We start from the raw sequence: 17,208 nt of genomic DNA on the forward strand, positions 1-17,208 counted from the left end.
TGGTACCCTCTGAACCGGGAGCACGTCCTGCACCGTTCACCGCCGCGCACATCGGCCGTAAATTCTTGCCGATACGGATCCCTGTTTCTTTAAGACCTGGGGGAATTTCTTGGCGTGCCTTCTGCAGCGTTGCCGATCTGTTATCACCGTGCTCGTGGCGAGCCTCGCCGTCAGCCTTCTTGCCCCCGCTCCGGTACACGCGTCCTTTGCGGCGAGCACGCCGGCGGGCAACGCCGCTGTTCAAACTCCGTTCCTGCAGCCGGCCATTCCGGACGCGACGGCAGCCCAGGCACCGCCGTCATCGGTCCGCGCTGAGGCACAGCCGTCGGATGCGGTCCCGGGATACGGACTGAGCGTCGCGTCCCTGAGCGTCGAGCATCTCAGCAATCCCCTGGGGGTGGAAGCGGCGCAGCCCCGGCTGAGCTGGCAACTGGCGTCGGGAAGCAGGGACAAGGCGCAGACCGCCTACCAGATACAGGTGTCCCGAAACGGTGACTCGCTGGCCGCTGATGCTCCCGATGTCTGGGACAGCGCCCGCGTCTCCGGCGACGCCCAGTCCCTCGTGGCATACGCCGGACCGCCGCTGTCCTCCGCGACGCCGTACTACTGGCGAGTCCGGGTGTGGGACGAAGCCGGCACGGAATCCGCCTGGAGCTCCATCGCCACCTGGACCACAGGCCTGCTAGCTCCGGACGACTGGAAGGCTGACTGGATCAGCCCGGCGTCCACAGATGCCGGCGGCTCTTATCTCAGGAAATCGTTCAGCCTGCCCGAAAAGCCGCTCCGCGCGACGGCCTTCGTTTCAGGCCGGGGCACCTTCGAGCGCACCCCGGACTATCAGGGTTACTGCTGCCTCCAGACGGCAACGCTGGCCAGGGGCATTTATGAATTGACCGCCAACGGGAAGAAGGTGGGCGACGCCGAACTCGAGGCACAGCCGACCGACAGCCGGGTGAGGTCCCTGTACCGGACCTGGGACGTGACATCCCTGCTCAAGGCGGGGGACAACGCCGTCGGATTCCTCATTGGCGAAGATTCCGATGTCATCCTCCAGATCCAGGTCGAATGGCCCTCCGGCCCGGCCACCGTTGTGACCACGGACAGCACATGGACTTCCCGGCCCGGCCCGGTCACCCGCGCACACAGGTTCCATGGCGAGACCTTCGATGCCCGCAAACAGATTTCCGGCTGGGACACCGCTCCGATCAGCAACGTGGGCTGGAGCCCGGTTCGAGCCAACACCACCCGCGGCACCCTGAGCGCATCACCGAATGAGCCCATGCGTGTGGTGGACAGGTTCACTCCGGTCAAGGTGACCCAGCCCGCTCCGGCAGTGTTCGTGGCCGACTTTGGCAAAAACATCTCCGGGACGGTGTCCTTGTCCCAGGTGATCCCGGCCGGCAGGACCGTGACCATCAAGCACGGTGAGCGGCTGCTCAACGGCCGCGTCAACAACTCCGTCATCATGGCCGCACAGACCAGCACGTTCATCGGAGACGGCAAAACCTCCCTGTTCAGTTCCCGGTTCGCCTACGCCGGGTTCCGGTGGGCGGAAATCTCCGGACTGGATGCCCTGCCCGCCAATGGATCCATGGTGGCCCAGGAAATCCGCAACGACGTGGGCAACGCAGGAACCTTCACGGCCTCGACGCCGCTTTTGAACTCCCTGCACGAGGCCAACCGGCAGACTCAGGTCAACGGGATGCACGGCATCCCTGAGGACACCCCCACCCGCGAGAAACGCGGTTGGATGGCCGATGCGCACCTCGCGGCGGAGGCAACGATCAACAATTACGACGTGGCTGCCTTCTATACCAAGTTCGTCCAGGACATGGAGGATGCACAAAAGCCCACCGGTTTCGTGCCCGATATCGTGCCCGTCGAACACAACCCGTTCTGGAGCCAGCAGTCCGACCCCGCCTGGTCAGCGGCAACCGTGCTCATCCCCTACTACGTCTGGAAAGCCTACGGCGACGAAAGGCTCCTCAGCCGCCATTACAGTTCGATGGACCGCTGGATGAGCTACACCGCCACCGTCACCGACGGCTACCTGATCACCCGGCCCAGTTATACGTGGGGGCAGGACTGGGTGGCGTCAGAGGACACGGACAGCAAGCTCTTCCAATCCGGGTTCTATTACCTCACTGCCAAACTGATGGCGGAGATGTCAGCCGAACTGGGTAAGGCCGGCCCGGCGGAAAAGTACAAAACCCTCTCAAACAACATTGCCAGTGCCTTCAACGCACGCTACTTCGATGCGGGCAAGGCAAGCTACGGCAACAGCCAGTTCTCGAACGCGCTGCCCCTGACTCTGGGCATTGTCCCCGAAGGCAGGGCCGGCGACGTCACAGAGACCCTCGTTAACCAGGTCATGGTCATCGGCGGAGGACATGTCCGGGGCGGCCTGCCCGGAGCAAAATACATCGTCGACGCGCTCGAGCTGATGGACCGCTCCGACATCGTCAACATTGTGGTGTCCCGCACTGACAGTCCGGGCTGGGCGTACATGCTGACGCACGGGCCGGGCTCCATCTGGGAAGAGTGGCAGGGCTCCCCGTCCCTGAACCACCCCATGTTCACTTTCATTGACAACTGGCTGTACAAATCAGTGGCCGGTATTTCACCGTCGGAGGCGGGCGGCTACCGCGAGATCATCTTCGACCCCCGCACCACGCCTAGCCTCCCCTCCGCCGCCGGAAGCGTCCACACACCCTTCGGCGAGGCCCGAATTGACTGGAAAGTGGCGGACAGGAGGATCACCTACAACATCACCGTTCCCGTGGGATCCACCGGTAAGGTCACGCTGCGGGACACCGCACCCTCCGCTGTCTCTGAATCAGGACAGCTGGCTGCGGCTGGAAACGGGATCAAATCAGTCAGCGCGGGCGGCCCCGACACCCTGCTTACGCTGGGATCGGGCACCTACCATTTCACGTCGGACCCCGCACTCACCGAACTTGTGGCAGCCTCGAACACGTCCGCGACCATCAGTACCGCTGTTACCGCCCTCGGAGCTTCCACGCCCAGGCTTGCAGCCCTGCGGGAAACGGCAGCCGCCATGGAATCCGGCACCAGCCAGGCGCTCCGCACCTACCTGCAGCAGGAGGGCAGGGCACCCGATGAACTGCGCAGTGCCATCACGGCGGCCCGTTCCTTCACCGCGGAGGTCTCCCTGGCCCGCGGCGAAGGCCTGGCTCCGGCCACTGCAGGCGACCTGGCCCTGCACGCTGCCTCAGCTGTCCACCAGCTATCCGCAGCAGTTGACGCCGGAGGTGTGGTCGTCTCGGCGGCCGCCGCCGAAGAGCACCTGGCACCCGGCGGCAGCATGGACGTCACAGTAACGGTGAAGAACACAGGCCTTACCGCCCTTGGCCGGCTGAGCCCGGCGATCGAGCTTCCGCAGGGCTGGTCGACCAGGCCCACAGCCCGCCTCCCGGAGCACGTGGAACCTGGCGGAGAGGCACGTGCCATCTACAGCGTGACGGCCCCGGCCGGCAGCCCTGCGGCGAGTTACCCGGCCCGCGGCTCCGTGTCCTTCACCCGCGGTGAGGACACGGCTACGCTGAGCAGCGGCTTCACCATCGGGGTGGGAACCGACCTCACGGCTGCCAGCGGCGGCCTGACGCCGCAGATCCTTGAGCCCGGCGGCACCGGCTTCGCGGCGGTCACACTCAGCAACCTCCAAACGTCCGCCGACCGCCACGTGCAGGTCGCGGCAACCGGCCTGCCGGCGGGCTGGCAGGAACAGCGCGCGGTTCAGGCCGTCGTTCCGGCCGGCGGACAGACCACAGTATTGGTTCCCGTCTCGGCATCAGCCACCGCCCGCGGGGGGACACTGGAACTGTCAGTGACCGATGCTACTGCCGGCACCGTCCTGGCAAAAACGCAATCCCTGGCCAGGGTACGTGGAAGCTCCGACTGCACGGCCGACACCACCGGAGAATCGTGCCTGCCACAAAGCAGCCTGGTCCTGGCAAACTTCGAAGGCGGAGCGCCAACCGGGTGGATTGCCGGGCAGGGCGCCAGCGTCGACGCAGGCGCCCTGCCCGGCGACGCCGGGACCGGCTCGTTCCTCGGGGCAGCGGCGCTACGGGTTAAGGCTGTCCGGCCTGCAGCTTCGGCACAATGGCGCGAAGTCACCTATTCGCTGCCGAAACCCGTCAGCACCGGTGACGGCGCCGCGCTCATGGCCTCCCTCCAACTGGCCGATCCCGTGCCAGGCGCCGCTTACGAAGCAAAGCTCTGGGCGAGTGACGGCGCGGGGCACACCGCGGAGTCCGTTCACCGGCTTGCCCCAGGATCGTGGAACCAGCTGGTCCTCCCCACCGTGGAGGACGGCCTCAACAACCTGTCGGAGCTGCGGGTCGGTATTCGTACGACCGCTGCCACGGCCGATGCAGCCGGCTTCTTCCTGGACGCTGTGAAGCTGGAGTACGGCCACGGCGGCCGGAATCTCGCGGCCGGCGCCGCCGTTTCAGCCAGCACCTCGCTGGAGACCGGCGGCTGGAGCGCGGCGAACCTGGTGGACTCCGCGGCGTTCAGCACCGCTTTGCACCGCGGATACCGATCGGAAATGGCCGGCACCCAGTGGATCCAGCTGGATCTTGGGGAGGAGCGGAGCCTCGGCACGGTGTACCTCCATCCCTTGACCACACCGGCCGGCGAGGAACCGGTCAAAGCGGGTGCCGGAATGCCCTCCGCTCCGAGAGCGCAGGTCTCCATTGACGGAGCGAAGTGGACCACACCGGGTGCCATCGCCCAGCGGAGCGGCGTTGCCGGTTCACCGCTAATTGTCTCCTTTAGCCCCGTGGACGCCAGGTTCCTCAGGGTTGCCACCGACGACAACGGTCCCGACAATTCCCTGTCCCTCTCGGAAGTGGAGGTTTTCGGGCCGGGCAACACGGCGCCCGGTGCCCCCGAAGACCGGACGGTCGACCAGGGGAACCCTGCCACGTTCACCGCGACAGCACCGGGGTGGCCGGGGCACCGGCTCCAGTGGCAGCGCAGCGACGACGCGGGAGCAACATTCCAGGACGTTTCCGGCGCCATTGGAACCACCCTGACGGTCCCGTCGGCACAGGCTGCCGACGACGGCGACCGTTTCCGGGCCGTAACCGTCTCCGCTGGTTCCGAGCAAGTGAACGTCTCCCCCGCTGCGACGCTCACAGTCAGGAAGGAACCGCTGGCCGTCACCAGCCAACCGGAGGACCTGTACCTGGCGTTGCCCGGGCACGACCGGGGGAAACTGGCGGCAGCCGTGACCGGCGCCGGCAAACGCCTCCAATGGCAAAGCAGCACCGACGGCGGCCTGAGCTGGCGGAACGTTGCCGGAGCCACTACGAGCGAGCTGGCGGTCTCCTTCAGTGAAGGATCCGCGCTCCCTTCCGAGCAGTTCCGAATCGTGGCAAGCAATGCGCTGGGAGCGCGCGTCTTCAGCAGCGCAGCCACTGTCAACGCGGGCGCGGCCCCTGCCGTCTCCGCGTCAGCCGCCCACGCCGCAGCGGTTGCCGGCCAACCCATTGACCTTCGCGTAACGGTGACCGGGTCACCCCGGCCCGCCGTCACCTGGTTCCGGCAGCAGGCCCCGGGCGCGCCCTGGGCGGAAGTGGCCGGAGAAACGGATACCACGCTGGTTATCGGTCCGGACGCCGTCACTAATGGCGCCCGCTACTATGCGGTGGCCGCGAATACGTTTGGCACTGCGACCAGCGACGACATATCTGTCTCAATCCTGACTGCGGCGCCGCTTCCGCCCGAGCCCCTTGGTCCTGCAGGCAATCTGGCCGCCGTGCCAAACGAACAGCCCATGGCGGACACCGGCGCCATCGTTTCGCCGCTGCTGCCCGCTCTCTTGCTGCTCATTCTCGGCGGCACCGCCCTGGCTGTCCACCGGTTCACGCGCCCACGCGGTTCCCTGGCCATTTCCCGAAAGAACGTCGATGAATAATCCGATTGCCCGGCAGCTCAGCGCAGGCTTGGTGCTCATGATGGCGGCGATGCTGTCACTTCCCACTGCGGCGGTGGCCACAGTCCCGGAGCCGAGCTTTACGCCGTCAGCGTCCCCGGCAGCAACAGCGGCGCCCTCAGTGTCCCCGGAGCCGGCGCCGGAGCCGAGCGCAGCACCGTCAGCAACAGCGACAACGACGCCGGAACCCTCCAGCCCGCTTCCGGGGCCGGCCCTTGAAGCCTTGGAACCGGTCTCGGCGCAGGAAATCAACGGGTTCTTCACGCTGCTGAACGAATACCGCCAGTCGCAGGGGGCACCCGCCGTCACGTTGGATCCGACCGTCAGCGCGGCGGCGCAGCAGTGGGCGCTTGCCCAGCTGGACTTCCCTTCCGCGACGCCGGTCCCGGAAGATGCACTGCCAGCCGGGGCTGCTTACGGCCGGATCGCCGAAACAATGTACTCCCCCACGGGGCCCACTGTTCAGCAGCTCCATGCCAAGCTCGTCAGCAACTACGGCTCCGCCAACGCCGTAACCATGCGTGACCCGAAGTACGGCCAGGTGGGCATCGCTGCCCTCCGGACCGGGTTGAACCTGTACGTGTACGAAGTGCTCGTTGAGAAGTCCGCCACAGCCTACCCCACGGACTATGTGAACTACTCGTGGTCGCCTGCCATCTTCTCCGTCAGTTATGCACCGAGCGGGATGATCTGGAAAAAGCTGAGCTATGCCGACTGGGAGGCCGCTGGTTTCCCCCGGCCCCGCCTGGCTGGCTGGATCGCGGGCACGAGGGTGTTTACCTTTGCCCCGGCACCGGAAATCTATGCCATGTCCCCGGACGGCGTGACCCACCTGCTGACCTCCCGCGAATGGCAGGACATGGGATTCAGGCAACCGGAACGGACCGCCGGCAGCTTCGTCCGGTATCCCTGGTCGAGTTCAATCTATTCAGTGGAGTTCGCCAGCCCGGCCTGGCTGTGGAAACGGCTCAGCTACGCTGATTGGCTCCAGCTGGGGCAGCCAGCGGCGCGGATCGCGGGGTTTATCCAAGGGACCTCTTATTACCAGCACCAGTACTCCAGCGAGGTTTTTGCCCGCGGCGAAGACGGCGTGCTGCACAAACTCACCTTCGACGAGTGGTCTGCGGCCGGCCGCCCTGCGCCTAGTAGGCTGGTCAGCGGATATTTCAAGACCTCGTGGATGGGAACCGTCTACTACAACGCCAATGTGAAGGTCGAAGGCAGCCGGCCAATCAACTACGCGGAATGGTCAGCGGCCCAGTTACCCACTCCTGTCGTCGACGAATACGTGCCCTTTTCCTTCTACTGGAAACCTGTGAACTCCGGGAACATCTACTACCGGGCGCCGGACGGGCAGGACATCCTCATGAGCTACCCGCAGTGGCAGCAGGCGGGCGGTCCCTGGCCCCGGCCGTACACGGCAACGCCGCCGACCGGAGAACGTTGAGGCGGCTGGCTGCACTCTAATGCTTCGCCAGCCAGCTTCCGAATGTCTCACTTCCGTACCGGTGTTCCGGGACCAGGTTCCCGCCTTCCCGCAGGTATTTGCCGACGGCTCCGGGCAAGGGCAACCGGACCAGGCGCGCACGGGATCCGCTAAGGCGCTTCCAGGTTTCGGCCAGTTCCACCATTCCGTTGACTTCCGGCCCGCCTACAGTCCGGAGCCGGTGCAGCTCCTGCGAGGGCTCTTCGAAGGCTGCTTCGAGCAGTGCCGAGGCAGCCTCGCCCGGCGCGATGGTTTGAAACCGCGCGCCCTTGATCACCGGGACGAGTCCCACCTTCGCACCGGCTGCGAACAGCTGTACCAGAAGGCTGTGAAACTGGGTGGCGCGCACCGTGACGGTCTCCAGGGCCGACGCCGCATAGCGGCCTTCCTTAGCCGCCTTCGACCGGTAAAAGCGCAGGGGCACCTGGTCGCAGTTGATGATGGACAGCAGGACAGCCTTGCGTACACCCGCGGCGTGCGCGGCGCTGAGAAGGCGGGCACCGCCGTCGGCAAAGTCTCTGAGGGCCCTTCCAGATCTGCCCTCCAGGCAGTCAATCACGACGGCGGCACCGGCCAGGGCGGCGGCCAGCCCTTCACCCGTGGTGACGTCCGCGCGGTAGTACTCCGCGCCGTCGTCCGCCCCTTCGGCACCGGGGGCGGGCGGGTTGCGGCTGACAACGGAAACTTCGTGGCCCAATTGCAGGGCCTGGCGGACAACCTCACGGCCAACCTGGCCGGTTCCGCCGGCAACACAGATGCGGGTCATGCTCCAGAGGCTACAGGCTCAGGCCCGGCGGCGCTGCAATACGTCGTCCAGGTTGCTCAAGGCACTCTGTGCCTTGGTCAGGGGCTTGGGGGCGGCACCGCCGGCTGCCGGCGCCGCTGCCGGACCTTGCTTGAGGGACGGCTTGCCTACAGCTTTCGGAGCTTCGGGCAGGTCAAGCGGATCAGGAGCGGCACGTTCCGCCTTGGCAGCTTCCACATAGGTCGGTTTGGGCACGTCGACGGGTTCCCAGCTGGAGTCCGCGCCAGCGGCTGAGCCTGGGGCGGTGGCGGTGCGGAGCGCAGTGTCTCCGGAGGCTTTTGCCTCTGCGAGGGCCGCTTCACGCAGCTCCTGGGCCGTCAACGGCTTTACCTGGGGTTTGTTTCCCGCTTCGGCGTCAAAGAGGGGTATATCCGGGGCATCCACGGCCGGTTCCCGGTTGGGACGCGGCACCGCAGCGCGCATCTGCCGGTCCGGTGCCGTCATGGCAGCACGGAATGCAGCGTTCATTTTGGCTCGCCGGTCACGCACTGCCAGCCGTCGCAGCAAAGCGACGGCCGCGACAGCTGCGAGGAATGAACCAACGGGCAACCAGGATGAGCCCATACCGAAAGCGCGGAAGATGCCGGCCACCACCCCGGTGAGCAGGGCTGCCACTCCAACGAGTGCGATCGCGCACCGTCCGTATCGGATCCTCAGTGCACCCGGTCGCGCCGTCGCCGGCCCGGAGCCGACTGCGGTTGTCACGGACCCCTGGGCGGATCCGGTGGCCTGCTTGGTTACCATTGATTTCTCCTGCTGGGCGGCCATTTTCATGACGTTTCCGGCTTGGGGGTCTGCGGGTTCGGCAAAGTTTATTTCGGCCATCAGTTCGGCTGCGGGTTGAAGCTGATGACGGCGGTTCCTGAGTACATAAGGGGCCACCCACACAATCCAGAGCGCAACAGCGACAACAAGGATCACTGAGCTGCTAAGGGGGAAGTCCACAATCAAAACCGTATGAGCAATTGGCCGACAGCTCTGGCATTAGCTCCGGTGTGTCGCAGGGCTGGTGGCAAATCAATGGATTTATGACGGAAGACACACCATTGGAAACCCGGGGCGTGGCCGCGAAGCCCGGCCGCAGGTCAGGCCGGGCGGCTTCGCAGCCACCTGGCCAGCAGCCCTTCGGGAACTTCCTCGGACGTCAAGGCGAAAGACCGGTGGTCCGCCCATTCGCCGTTGATATGCAGGAACCGCGGCCGGTAGCCTTCGTCCCGGAATCCGAGTTTTTCCACCACCCGCAGGCTGGGCCCGTTTTCCGGCCTGATGTTGATCTCCATCCGGTGCAACCCGAGGGTGCCGAAGCAGTAATCAGTGGCCATGGCCACAGCCGTGGGTGCGATCCCCCTGCCGGCACAGGACTTGTCCACCCAGTATCCAAGCGTCGCCATCATCGCCGAGCCCCAGACGATGGATGACACTGTGAGCTGCCCAACGATGACGGGGTCGCGCCGTGCCGGCATGCGCTCCGTGATCACAAAGGGCAGTGCCGTGGCCTGAGCAGCCTGCGCGTTGAGGGACCTGACCATTTGCCGGTAGTCCGGCAGCGCCCCTCCCGGGGCCGGGTTCGAGGCCTCCCATGGTGCCAGCCATTCGGAATTGCGGGACCGGACGGCCATCCATTCCTTGCGGTCACGGTAACGGATGGGGCGCAGAACAATGTCGCCGCATTCCAGCGTCACCGGCCAGATGCTGCCCCGCATCGGACGTTACTTGGCCAGGGAGGAGGTGAATTCCGGCAGCCACTCCCGCAGCCCGGGGCCGAGGTCGTCGCTGTCGCAGGCCAGCTGGACGCAGGCCTTAAGGTAGCTGAGCTTGTCGCCGGTGTCGTAGCGGCGGCCGCGGAACACAACGCCGTAAACGCCATACCCTTCGCCCTCCCCTGCAGCAAGTTCCTGGAGGGCGTCCGTCAGCTGAATTTCCCCGCCCCTGCCCGGTTCGGTTCGTTCGAGGACATCGAAGACCGCGGGGTGGAGAACATAGCGGCCGATCACGGCCAGGTTGGACGGCGCCTCCGCGGCGTCCGGCTTTTCCACGAGCTTCCTGATCCGCACGAAGCCGTTCATGTCGGTCTCGTCGATGTCCGCGCAGCCATAGGCACTGATCTGGGAAGGCTCCACCTCGATGAGTGCCACCACGGAGCCACCGGTCTTGGCCTGCACTTCGATCATCTTGCTTAGCAGTTCGTCGCGCGCGTCGATGAGGTCATCGCCAAGCAGCACCGCAAAGGGCTCATGGCCGACGTGCTGCTTCGCGCGCAGCACGGCGTGGCCGAGGCCCATGGGGTCGCCCTGGCGAACGTAGTGGATGTCGCCGAGGTTGCTCGCGGCCTGGATCGCTTCGAGCTTGGCGGTGTCCCCCTTGGCTTCAAGGGTGGCCTCCAGCGAAGGGACCCGGTCGAAGTGGTCTTCGAGGGCGCGCTTGTTCCGGCCGGTGATCATCAGGATGTCGGTGAGGCCTACGTTAACGGCTTCTTCGACGACATACTGGATCGCGGGCTTGTCCACAACCGGCAGCATTTCCTTGGGCATGGCCTTGGTCGCCGGAAGGAACCGGGTGCCGAGGCCGGCAGCGGGAATGACAGCCTTGCGGACGGAGGTATTGGTGGTAGTCACTGGACTAATCTAACGTCAGGGACCAAACATTGGGTAATTGCCTGAACCGCCATGGCTGGCCCCGCACGGGGCCTCCGGTCACGGCCTCTTGACTTGGAAGGACGGCATCGATGCCATCGAAGGAAGAGATCCGCTCGGCCCACAGAAGCCAGCGTGCCACCTTCTCTCCCGCTGCCCTGGATGCTGCCGGCGCCGGCATCGCCCGGCACGGACTCCAGTGGGCCGCCATGGTTGCAGCCGGTGAGCGAAGTACCTTTGCGGTGTACTTGGGGGTGGGCTTCGAACCCCCGACCCTGCCCCTCATTACCGCGTTGCACGGCACCGGGCATCGCGTGCTGTTGCCGGTCTGCGGACCTGACCGGACCCTCTCCTGGGTCTACTGGACTCCGGCAACCGAATTCGTCCGCAGCAGTTATGCACCCATCGAGGAACCCGTGGGGGAACAGCACGGCAGTGAGGCGATGGACGGAGTTGCCGGGATCTTTGTCCCTGCCACGGCCGTCGACTTGTCGGGGAACAGGATCGGGCAGGGCGGGGGCTACTATGACAAGTTCCTCGCCGGACTGGAGGCTGCGGGCCGGCCCGTCCCTGCCGCCGCGGTGGTCTTCGACGGCGAAATCCTGACCGCCGGCACCATCCCAGCAGAGTCCTTTGACCGTAAGGTCCCGGTTGCAGTCACCCCGTCACGCCTCATGCAGCTAATGTGAAGCCCGCCCGTTGCGGATGATAGAATTAGCACTCAGGCCCTGCGACTGCTAAAGGACGAAACCTGCCGAGACACCTCGGCGGTGATTTCCCCCAGGCAGCACGGGACCTGCTCGTTTGTCCCAGAGGAGGATTTCCAGTGCCCACGTATGCATATGCCTGCAAGGACTGCAGCCACGCCTTCGAGATCGTGCAGTCGTTCACCGACAGCTCCCTCACTTCCTGCCCTGAGTGCGAGGGGACCTTGCGCAAGAAGTTCAACAGCGTAGGCGTCGTCTTCAAGGGTTCGGGCTTCTACCGGACGGACTCCCGCGATGCCAAGGGCAGCAGTGTTTCACCTGCCCCGGCAGCCGCCCCGGCGCCTGCCACTGCCGCCGCCAACTGAAATAACGCCGGCGTTTCCGGTTCCAGTCAGGTTCCTCCAGCGAAGTAGCGGTAACAGGGCTGTGCCCTGCCATGGCCGGTTTTCCACATAGGACCTGGCTGTGCTTTCCCGCCATGCGGGGCCTCCGTAGCCTGTCGGTATGCCCTCCATCCTTCGCGCCAACGCACCTTCCTCGCCCCGGCAGAGCTTTGGGACCGGACGCCCGGTCCGCCCGGGGCCATCCGGCGTGCGGCGCTTTTCATCGTGGCTTAACCGCAACCGGAGGCTCGTCGTCGCGCTGTTGCTGTGTGCTGCCGCGGGCATCGCCGTGCAGCAACTGACACCGGCGCCGGCCCACACCGTCACTGCCCTGGCCACTGCCCGAGACCTTGCCGCCGGAACTGCGCTGTCGGGCAATGAGGTGGTACAGGTGAAGGTGCCGCCGGGAATGGTGCCCTCCGGAGCCGTCGCGGACGTCTCCTCCATCCAGGGCAAACAGCTGGCAGCCCCGCTGCGCAAGGGCCAGTTGATCTCCGACACGCAGCTACTCGGACCGGGGCTGCTCGCAGGCACGAAACCCGGGTCTGCAGCGGTGCCCCTGAGGATGGCGGATCCGTCGTCCATCCAGCTCGTGGCGCCGGGCCAGCTGGTCAACATCGTGATGACCAACGGAACCGGCTTTGGCAAGACTGCGGAATCGCAAGTACTCGCAGCTGCCGTGCCGGTCCTCTGGACCTCGGGTCAGGGCGGCCAAACCGGACAATGGCTGGGAACCGGAGAAACCGAGGGGCTCATAGTGGTCGCAGCGGATCCGGACCAGGCGCGCCGCCTCGCCGGCTCCTCAACCCAGGGAAAGCTCTTTTTTGTGCTGGTGGGGTCACCGGGCTAGGGGCACCTGGCTTGATTGCCCGGCCGCCCCGTCGCCATCCCGCTGCGGGCTGCTCAGCCCCAGTGCGGCGGCTTCTGCTCCTGAAGCCAGGCGTCGTGGTCGTAGTCAGAAGCGTGATCGCCCCAGCGCTTCGGGTCATCCTCGGCGGCCTTGTTCGGCAGCACTCCTGATGGAGCGCCGACACTGGCCGGCTGACGGGACCTGTCCGCGGCTGAATCGTCAGCCCCGCTGTGGGGGGCCTCCTGCCGGTCCGCTGCACTGCTGTTTGTATCCATGACGTTTTCGTTGATGCCTTCCGATGCTTCAGTGCCGCCGCCGCGGGGCTTATCCGGCGATGCGTCGCGCTGCTCCAAGGATACCGAGTGCGTGTCCCCGTCAGCCACACTGCCGGAGTCGCCACTTTCGGATTCGGCTCCTCCGATTGACCCGTTGTTGCCACGGTCGGCGCTGTTCAGCGTCAGGTTGTCGACGTCGTCCTCGAAGAACGCCTGTGAGGTGGACGAGTAGCCGGTGACAACCGGCTTCTCCAGCCCGAGGTATCCGCCGATGCGGTCGGCGCAGGCGGACGGGTCGGTGAAGACCTCGATCGTCCACAGCGGCATGTAGCGCCAGCCAAGCCGTTCCAGCAGTTGTGGCCGGAGCCTGCTCCGTTCCCGGACGCTCATGCGCCGGTACTGCTCAGTTCCGTCGGACTCGATTGCCACGGGCCGGGGGATTTCGGCGTCATCATGGCCAATTGAATTCACCGGATCGGCGGCAGCGGCAACGTCAAGCACGCCGTCATACTGATGCCAGACCCGGGCTCCGCGGGCACGCAGCCTGTCAGCCAGGTCTGCCACGAGGGGGTCGGCCCCAAGCGCCTGCTCGCTCGCCGCGGCGCGGGACGCGGGCGTGCCCAGGTCGGTGTTGCCGGCAATCTCGCGGTCGAGCAGTTCATAGAAGTCGAGGGCGCCCTGGCTGAGGCGGCTGACGTCCAGGTCTTCGGGTTTAAAGCAGCTGAGCACATGCAGCGAACGCCGGGCACGGGTCATGGCCAGCGCAAACTTCGCCCGGCCGCCTTCGGCGGACAGCGGCCCGAAGTTGTGTAGCGCGCGGCCGTGCGGCGTGCGGCCGTAACCCGGGGAGAAGATCACATGGTCGCGGACCAGGCCCTGGGCCCGTTCCAGGTCAACCACCCGGAAGGATTCGGGGCCGGCTGTGAAGAAACTTGCCAGCAGCGGGTAGTTAGGCAGCTGCAACCGAATGGCCTCGCCGATGCGTGCGGCGTGGCGGAGGCTGGCCGTGACCACGGCGAGGGAGGTTCTTGGCCGCAGACGGGCATGCTCGAACACGAGCTCAACCACCCGGTTGACCTCGGCCACGGCGGACTCCACGCCTTCCTGGTCGGCGCTCGGCAGACCGGTGCCGTCCGGCAGGTATTCCACCAGCAGGGCACGGTCCAGCCCGGTGGCGGTCTGCCCCTCGGGGAGCCGGTGCAGTTGGCCGTCATAGAAACTCTTGCTCAGCTGCAGCACGAGGTCCTCGTCGACTGCCCGGTACGCGCAAGTCAGGCGCCGCGTCGGCAACACCGAGGACAGTGCCGTGTAGGCACTCTCCACGCTTTGGTGGGCGGTCTCGCCGGCAGCCAACCGCTCGACGCCGACCGTAAACGTGCGGGGGCTGGCGATCTTGTCGTCGCCGAAGGCGATCACCTGCCTGGCCCGGGCAATGGCCGGAAGGACTGCCTGCAGGGAGGTCGCTTCGGCGTCGAGGATAACTACGGCATCGAACTTCTGCTCAGCCGGCAGCAGGCCGGTCATGAGGTAGGGGCTCACCGACCACACCGGCACCAGCATGGGGACCAGCGCCGGCGCCTGCGCCGTCAGGGCGGCAAGGGTAACCCGGCCGTCCTTCAGGAGGCTCCGGAGCAGGTCCGCCTGCCGCGGGTTCTCGGCAATGCCGGCACGCCACCGTTCGGACAGTGTCCACCGCAGCCGTGCCGCGCCGCTGGCGATGTGGGCGTTGTCAGCCAGGCGGTATTCGGCTTCGAGCTGGCGCAGGGCATCGCCGTCGGACATCGCCAGGTAGTCGTCCCCGCTGATCATCGCTTCAAGGGCTGACTGCCACCAGGCAAGATCCAGCTCTGCCGCGACTGATTCGGCGGGCACTTCCCGCTCCGCCAGGTCCGCGAGCAGTTCCCCGAGTCCGTGCTCACGCATGTTCTCGATAAGAAGCGTCCGCTCCGGTAGCGTCTTGAGCGTCCGGGTGTCGGCAACCAGCCGCTCCAGGCGTTCCATCAGTTCCTCGTAGGGCGTGTGCTGAAGGTCTCCGCCCGCCTCGGTGTGCTTAATGGCCGCACCCAGCTGGGCAAGTTCACGGTCCAGGCTGCGGTACATCACGTTCACTTCGCCCAGGCCGGACGGCACTGCGGGGTGCCGCTGCGTTGTGGCGTAGTCCGCCCACAGAGCCCGCTGCTCCTGGACGAGCACCAGCGAACTGTGGAGGTCGGCGATGTGCACGCCGGGACGGACGTATTCCTTCGCCACGCGGCGCAGCCGGGACCGCTGCATGGATGGCATGTCGATGTTGCGTTCGCGGCGCCACGGGGAGGTGGCTGTCGCGGAGATGAGGTCGTGGACCGGCCGGTCGAAGATGTCCGGGGTGAACTTGTCCAGGCTCTCCCTGACTGCCATCAGCAACTCGAGCTGGGCACCCCATTCGTGGAAGGTGGTACCAAGGCGGATCTGGGCGTGCTCGGCTACTTCGTTCATGCGGTGGCGCAGCACTGGCAGGTTCTTCTCAACCGAGCGCGCAACGTCCTGCGCCTCTTCGGTCTCCTTGCGGGTCAGGAGCCGCGCGCCGTGCCAGGGGCTGGCCGTGGAAGCCCGGCTGAAACTGCCCAGTTCGGCTGCACGGCGAAGGCGTCCGGCCAGTTCCTCGCGGTCGCGGATATTGTCCAGCACACTACGCTTCAGGCGCACAGTGGTGGCGGGCGGCGTCGGCTGGATGGAGGTCAGCTCGGCCAGCGACTGCATGGCCTGATAGGGCGAGCAGCCCCACCGCTGGCGGACGTTGTGGAGCGACGCCACGTGGTCCATGAGGGCATGCCGGTGCTCCGCCAGCGTGGTGTGCAGGTTGTCGAGCTGGGGCTGAAGCGACTTCTCATTCCGGACAATGGCGCGCACCAGCTGGCCCTTGAGCTGCAGAGGCGTCGCCGTACCGGAGAGCGCAAACAAGATGGACTCCAGGCCCAGCGTCTCCAGCTGGCCCCCGATCTCGCTGAGGCTTGCCCGGCGGTCGCCCACCACCAGCACGGTCTTTCCTTCGTCCACCAGGGCCCCGATGGTGTTGATGGCAGTCTGGGTCTGCCCTGTGCCTGGCGGGCTGCTGACGACGAGGGAGTCGCCGGCGCGCACGGCGTCCACCACATACTGCTGGTCGGCGTCGGCGTCGAGAAGCAAGAGCTCATCAGCGGGGTCCCGCTGGTCAATATCCTGGAAGCGGTCCTCGGCGAGCTGGGCCACTTCCACGGCATCCCCGGCCGCAGCACGGGCCAGGGCCGCCACGATGGGGTTGTTCTGGTTGATCCACGGATCATCGAGGTTGCCGGAAAGGTCCGCGAACGTGGAAACGAGGAGGTTGTGCTCCACCTCGGCGCCGTGGATGGGCTTGATGAGCGTCCCCAGGCGGTCCAGGACGGGCTGGGGATCGAACCGTGCCGTGCTGTAGGCCATCCGGGTCACAGCGTTGACATCGAAAACTATGCCGTGGATGGTCTTCAGGTGCCTGATAAGAGCAGGATTGATCTGGGCCTGCTCCGTCAGCTGGAGTTCGTAGTCGTCCTCGCCAGGACGGACGGTGAGGGAAATGGCGGTCAGCATTACCGGCGCAGACACGCGCTGGGGCTTTCCGCCCACAGCGGACGTCCAAGACACCGTTCCGGCCGAAAAATACCCGGCGTCGATGCCGCGGTCGTTGCTGAGCTCAAAAATCTTGGAGCGGAGGTTGCGCGAAGCCCTCGCCGCAACGACGTACTGATCGTGGTCGCGGATCAGCGTGGACAGGCGCGTGCGCCGCCCCGCCATAAGCTGCGCCAATCCGGACGGATGCGCATGCGTGATGTCGATGGAACCTTCCGGCGTTTTGGTGAAACGCAGCATTGTGTCTGCTCCGGTGACCGGCTTAAGCCCCGACAGCCACTTCCTGAGCTCCTCGGAGCCCTCTGGGAGGCCTTGAACAACTGACACTTCTGCCTTCTTTTCTGCGTTTGCACGTGACGCCCTGGACCATACCGGCATACTTTCGAGCGTAGCCCGTATCGGGGCCCAGTGAGAGACCGCAACACTGGAGCGGGCCAAAATTGCGCCGGATTTGGGGAGAATAAAACAAAGTGGCCGGCC

At 65.9% G+C, this 17,208-nt stretch carries 10 protein-coding genes; 5 read left to right on the forward strand and 5 right to left on the reverse strand.

Going from position 1 to position 17,208, the window contains the following annotated elements; all coding sequences use genetic code 11:
* Nucleotides 1-154 precede the first annotated feature (154 nt).
* Both JOE41_RS04310 and JOE41_RS04315 read left to right on the forward strand, forming a co-directional pair.
* On the forward strand, nucleotides 155-5,947 hold the full coding sequence (locus JOE41_RS04310) for a family 78 glycoside hydrolase catalytic domain (protein ID WP_209751066.1): 5,793 nt from the start codon (nucleotides 155-157) through the stop codon (nucleotides 5,945-5,947).
* The gene (locus tag JOE41_RS04315) at nucleotides 5,940-7,412 is read left to right on the forward strand and encodes a CAP domain-containing protein (protein WP_209751068.1); all 1,473 of its coding nucleotides are present in this window, start codon (nucleotides 5,940-5,942) and stop codon (nucleotides 7,410-7,412) included. The genes JOE41_RS04310 and JOE41_RS04315 overlap by 8 nt, the downstream gene beginning before the upstream one ends.
* A 16-nt stretch (nucleotides 7,413-7,428) precedes the next feature.
* Here the strand turns inward: JOE41_RS04315 and JOE41_RS04320 are convergent, their stop codons facing one another.
* From JOE41_RS04320 to galU, 4 genes are all read right to left on the reverse strand, one after another.
* On the reverse strand, nucleotides 7,429-8,217 hold the full coding sequence (locus tag JOE41_RS04320; protein WP_209751070.1) for an SDR family oxidoreductase: 789 nt from the start codon (nucleotides 8,215-8,217) through the stop codon (nucleotides 7,429-7,431).
* A gap of 18 nt (nucleotides 8,218-8,235) precedes the next feature.
* Nucleotides 8,236-9,000 (reverse strand): hypothetical protein, encoded by a 765-nt coding sequence (locus JOE41_RS04325; protein WP_307800659.1) that lies wholly within the window; start codon nucleotides 8,998-9,000, stop codon nucleotides 8,236-8,238.
* Nucleotides 9,001-9,341: 341 nt separating this feature from the next.
* Entirely contained in the window at nucleotides 9,342-9,959 is a 618-nt protein-coding gene (locus tag JOE41_RS04330) for a GNAT family N-acetyltransferase (protein ID WP_011692702.1), read from the reverse strand.
* A gap of 6 nt (nucleotides 9,960-9,965) precedes the next feature.
* On the reverse strand, nucleotides 9,966-10,871 hold the full coding sequence (gene galU / locus JOE41_RS04335; RefSeq protein ID WP_011692703.1) for a UTP--glucose-1-phosphate uridylyltransferase GalU: 906 nt from the start codon (nucleotides 10,869-10,871) through the stop codon (nucleotides 9,966-9,968).
* A 110-nt stretch (nucleotides 10,872-10,981) separates the two neighbouring features.
* On the opposite strand from galU, the gene JOE41_RS04340 reads away from it, so the two are divergent.
* The 3 genes from JOE41_RS04340 (at nucleotide 10,982) to JOE41_RS04350 (ending at nucleotide 12,829) form a co-directional block, all read left to right on the forward strand.
* On the forward strand, nucleotides 10,982-11,578 hold the full coding sequence (locus tag JOE41_RS04340) for a 5-formyltetrahydrofolate cyclo-ligase (protein WP_209751072.1): 597 nt from the start codon (nucleotides 10,982-10,984) through the stop codon (nucleotides 11,576-11,578).
* A gap of 137 nt (nucleotides 11,579-11,715) precedes the next feature.
* On the forward strand, nucleotides 11,716-11,961 hold the full coding sequence (locus JOE41_RS04345; RefSeq protein WP_011692705.1) for an FmdB family zinc ribbon protein: 246 nt from the start codon (nucleotides 11,716-11,718) through the stop codon (nucleotides 11,959-11,961).
* A gap of 139 nt (nucleotides 11,962-12,100) precedes the next feature.
* Nucleotides 12,101-12,829, forward strand: a complete 729-nt coding sequence (locus JOE41_RS04350; protein WP_245200624.1) for a Flp pilus assembly protein CpaB — start codon at nucleotides 12,101-12,103, stop codon at nucleotides 12,827-12,829.
* Between the two features lie 53 nt (nucleotides 12,830-12,882).
* On the opposite strand, the gene JOE41_RS04355 is transcribed toward JOE41_RS04350, so the two are convergent.
* Complete coding sequence (locus JOE41_RS04355) at nucleotides 12,883-17,106, reverse strand: AAA family ATPase (RefSeq protein WP_209751074.1); 4,224 nt, start codon at nucleotides 17,104-17,106, stop codon at nucleotides 12,883-12,885.
* Nucleotides 17,107-17,208: the final 102 nt, after the last annotated feature.

Source organism: Arthrobacter sp. PvP103, assembly GCF_017833075.1.
Lineage (GTDB): Bacteria > Actinomycetota > Actinomycetes > Actinomycetales > Micrococcaceae > Arthrobacter.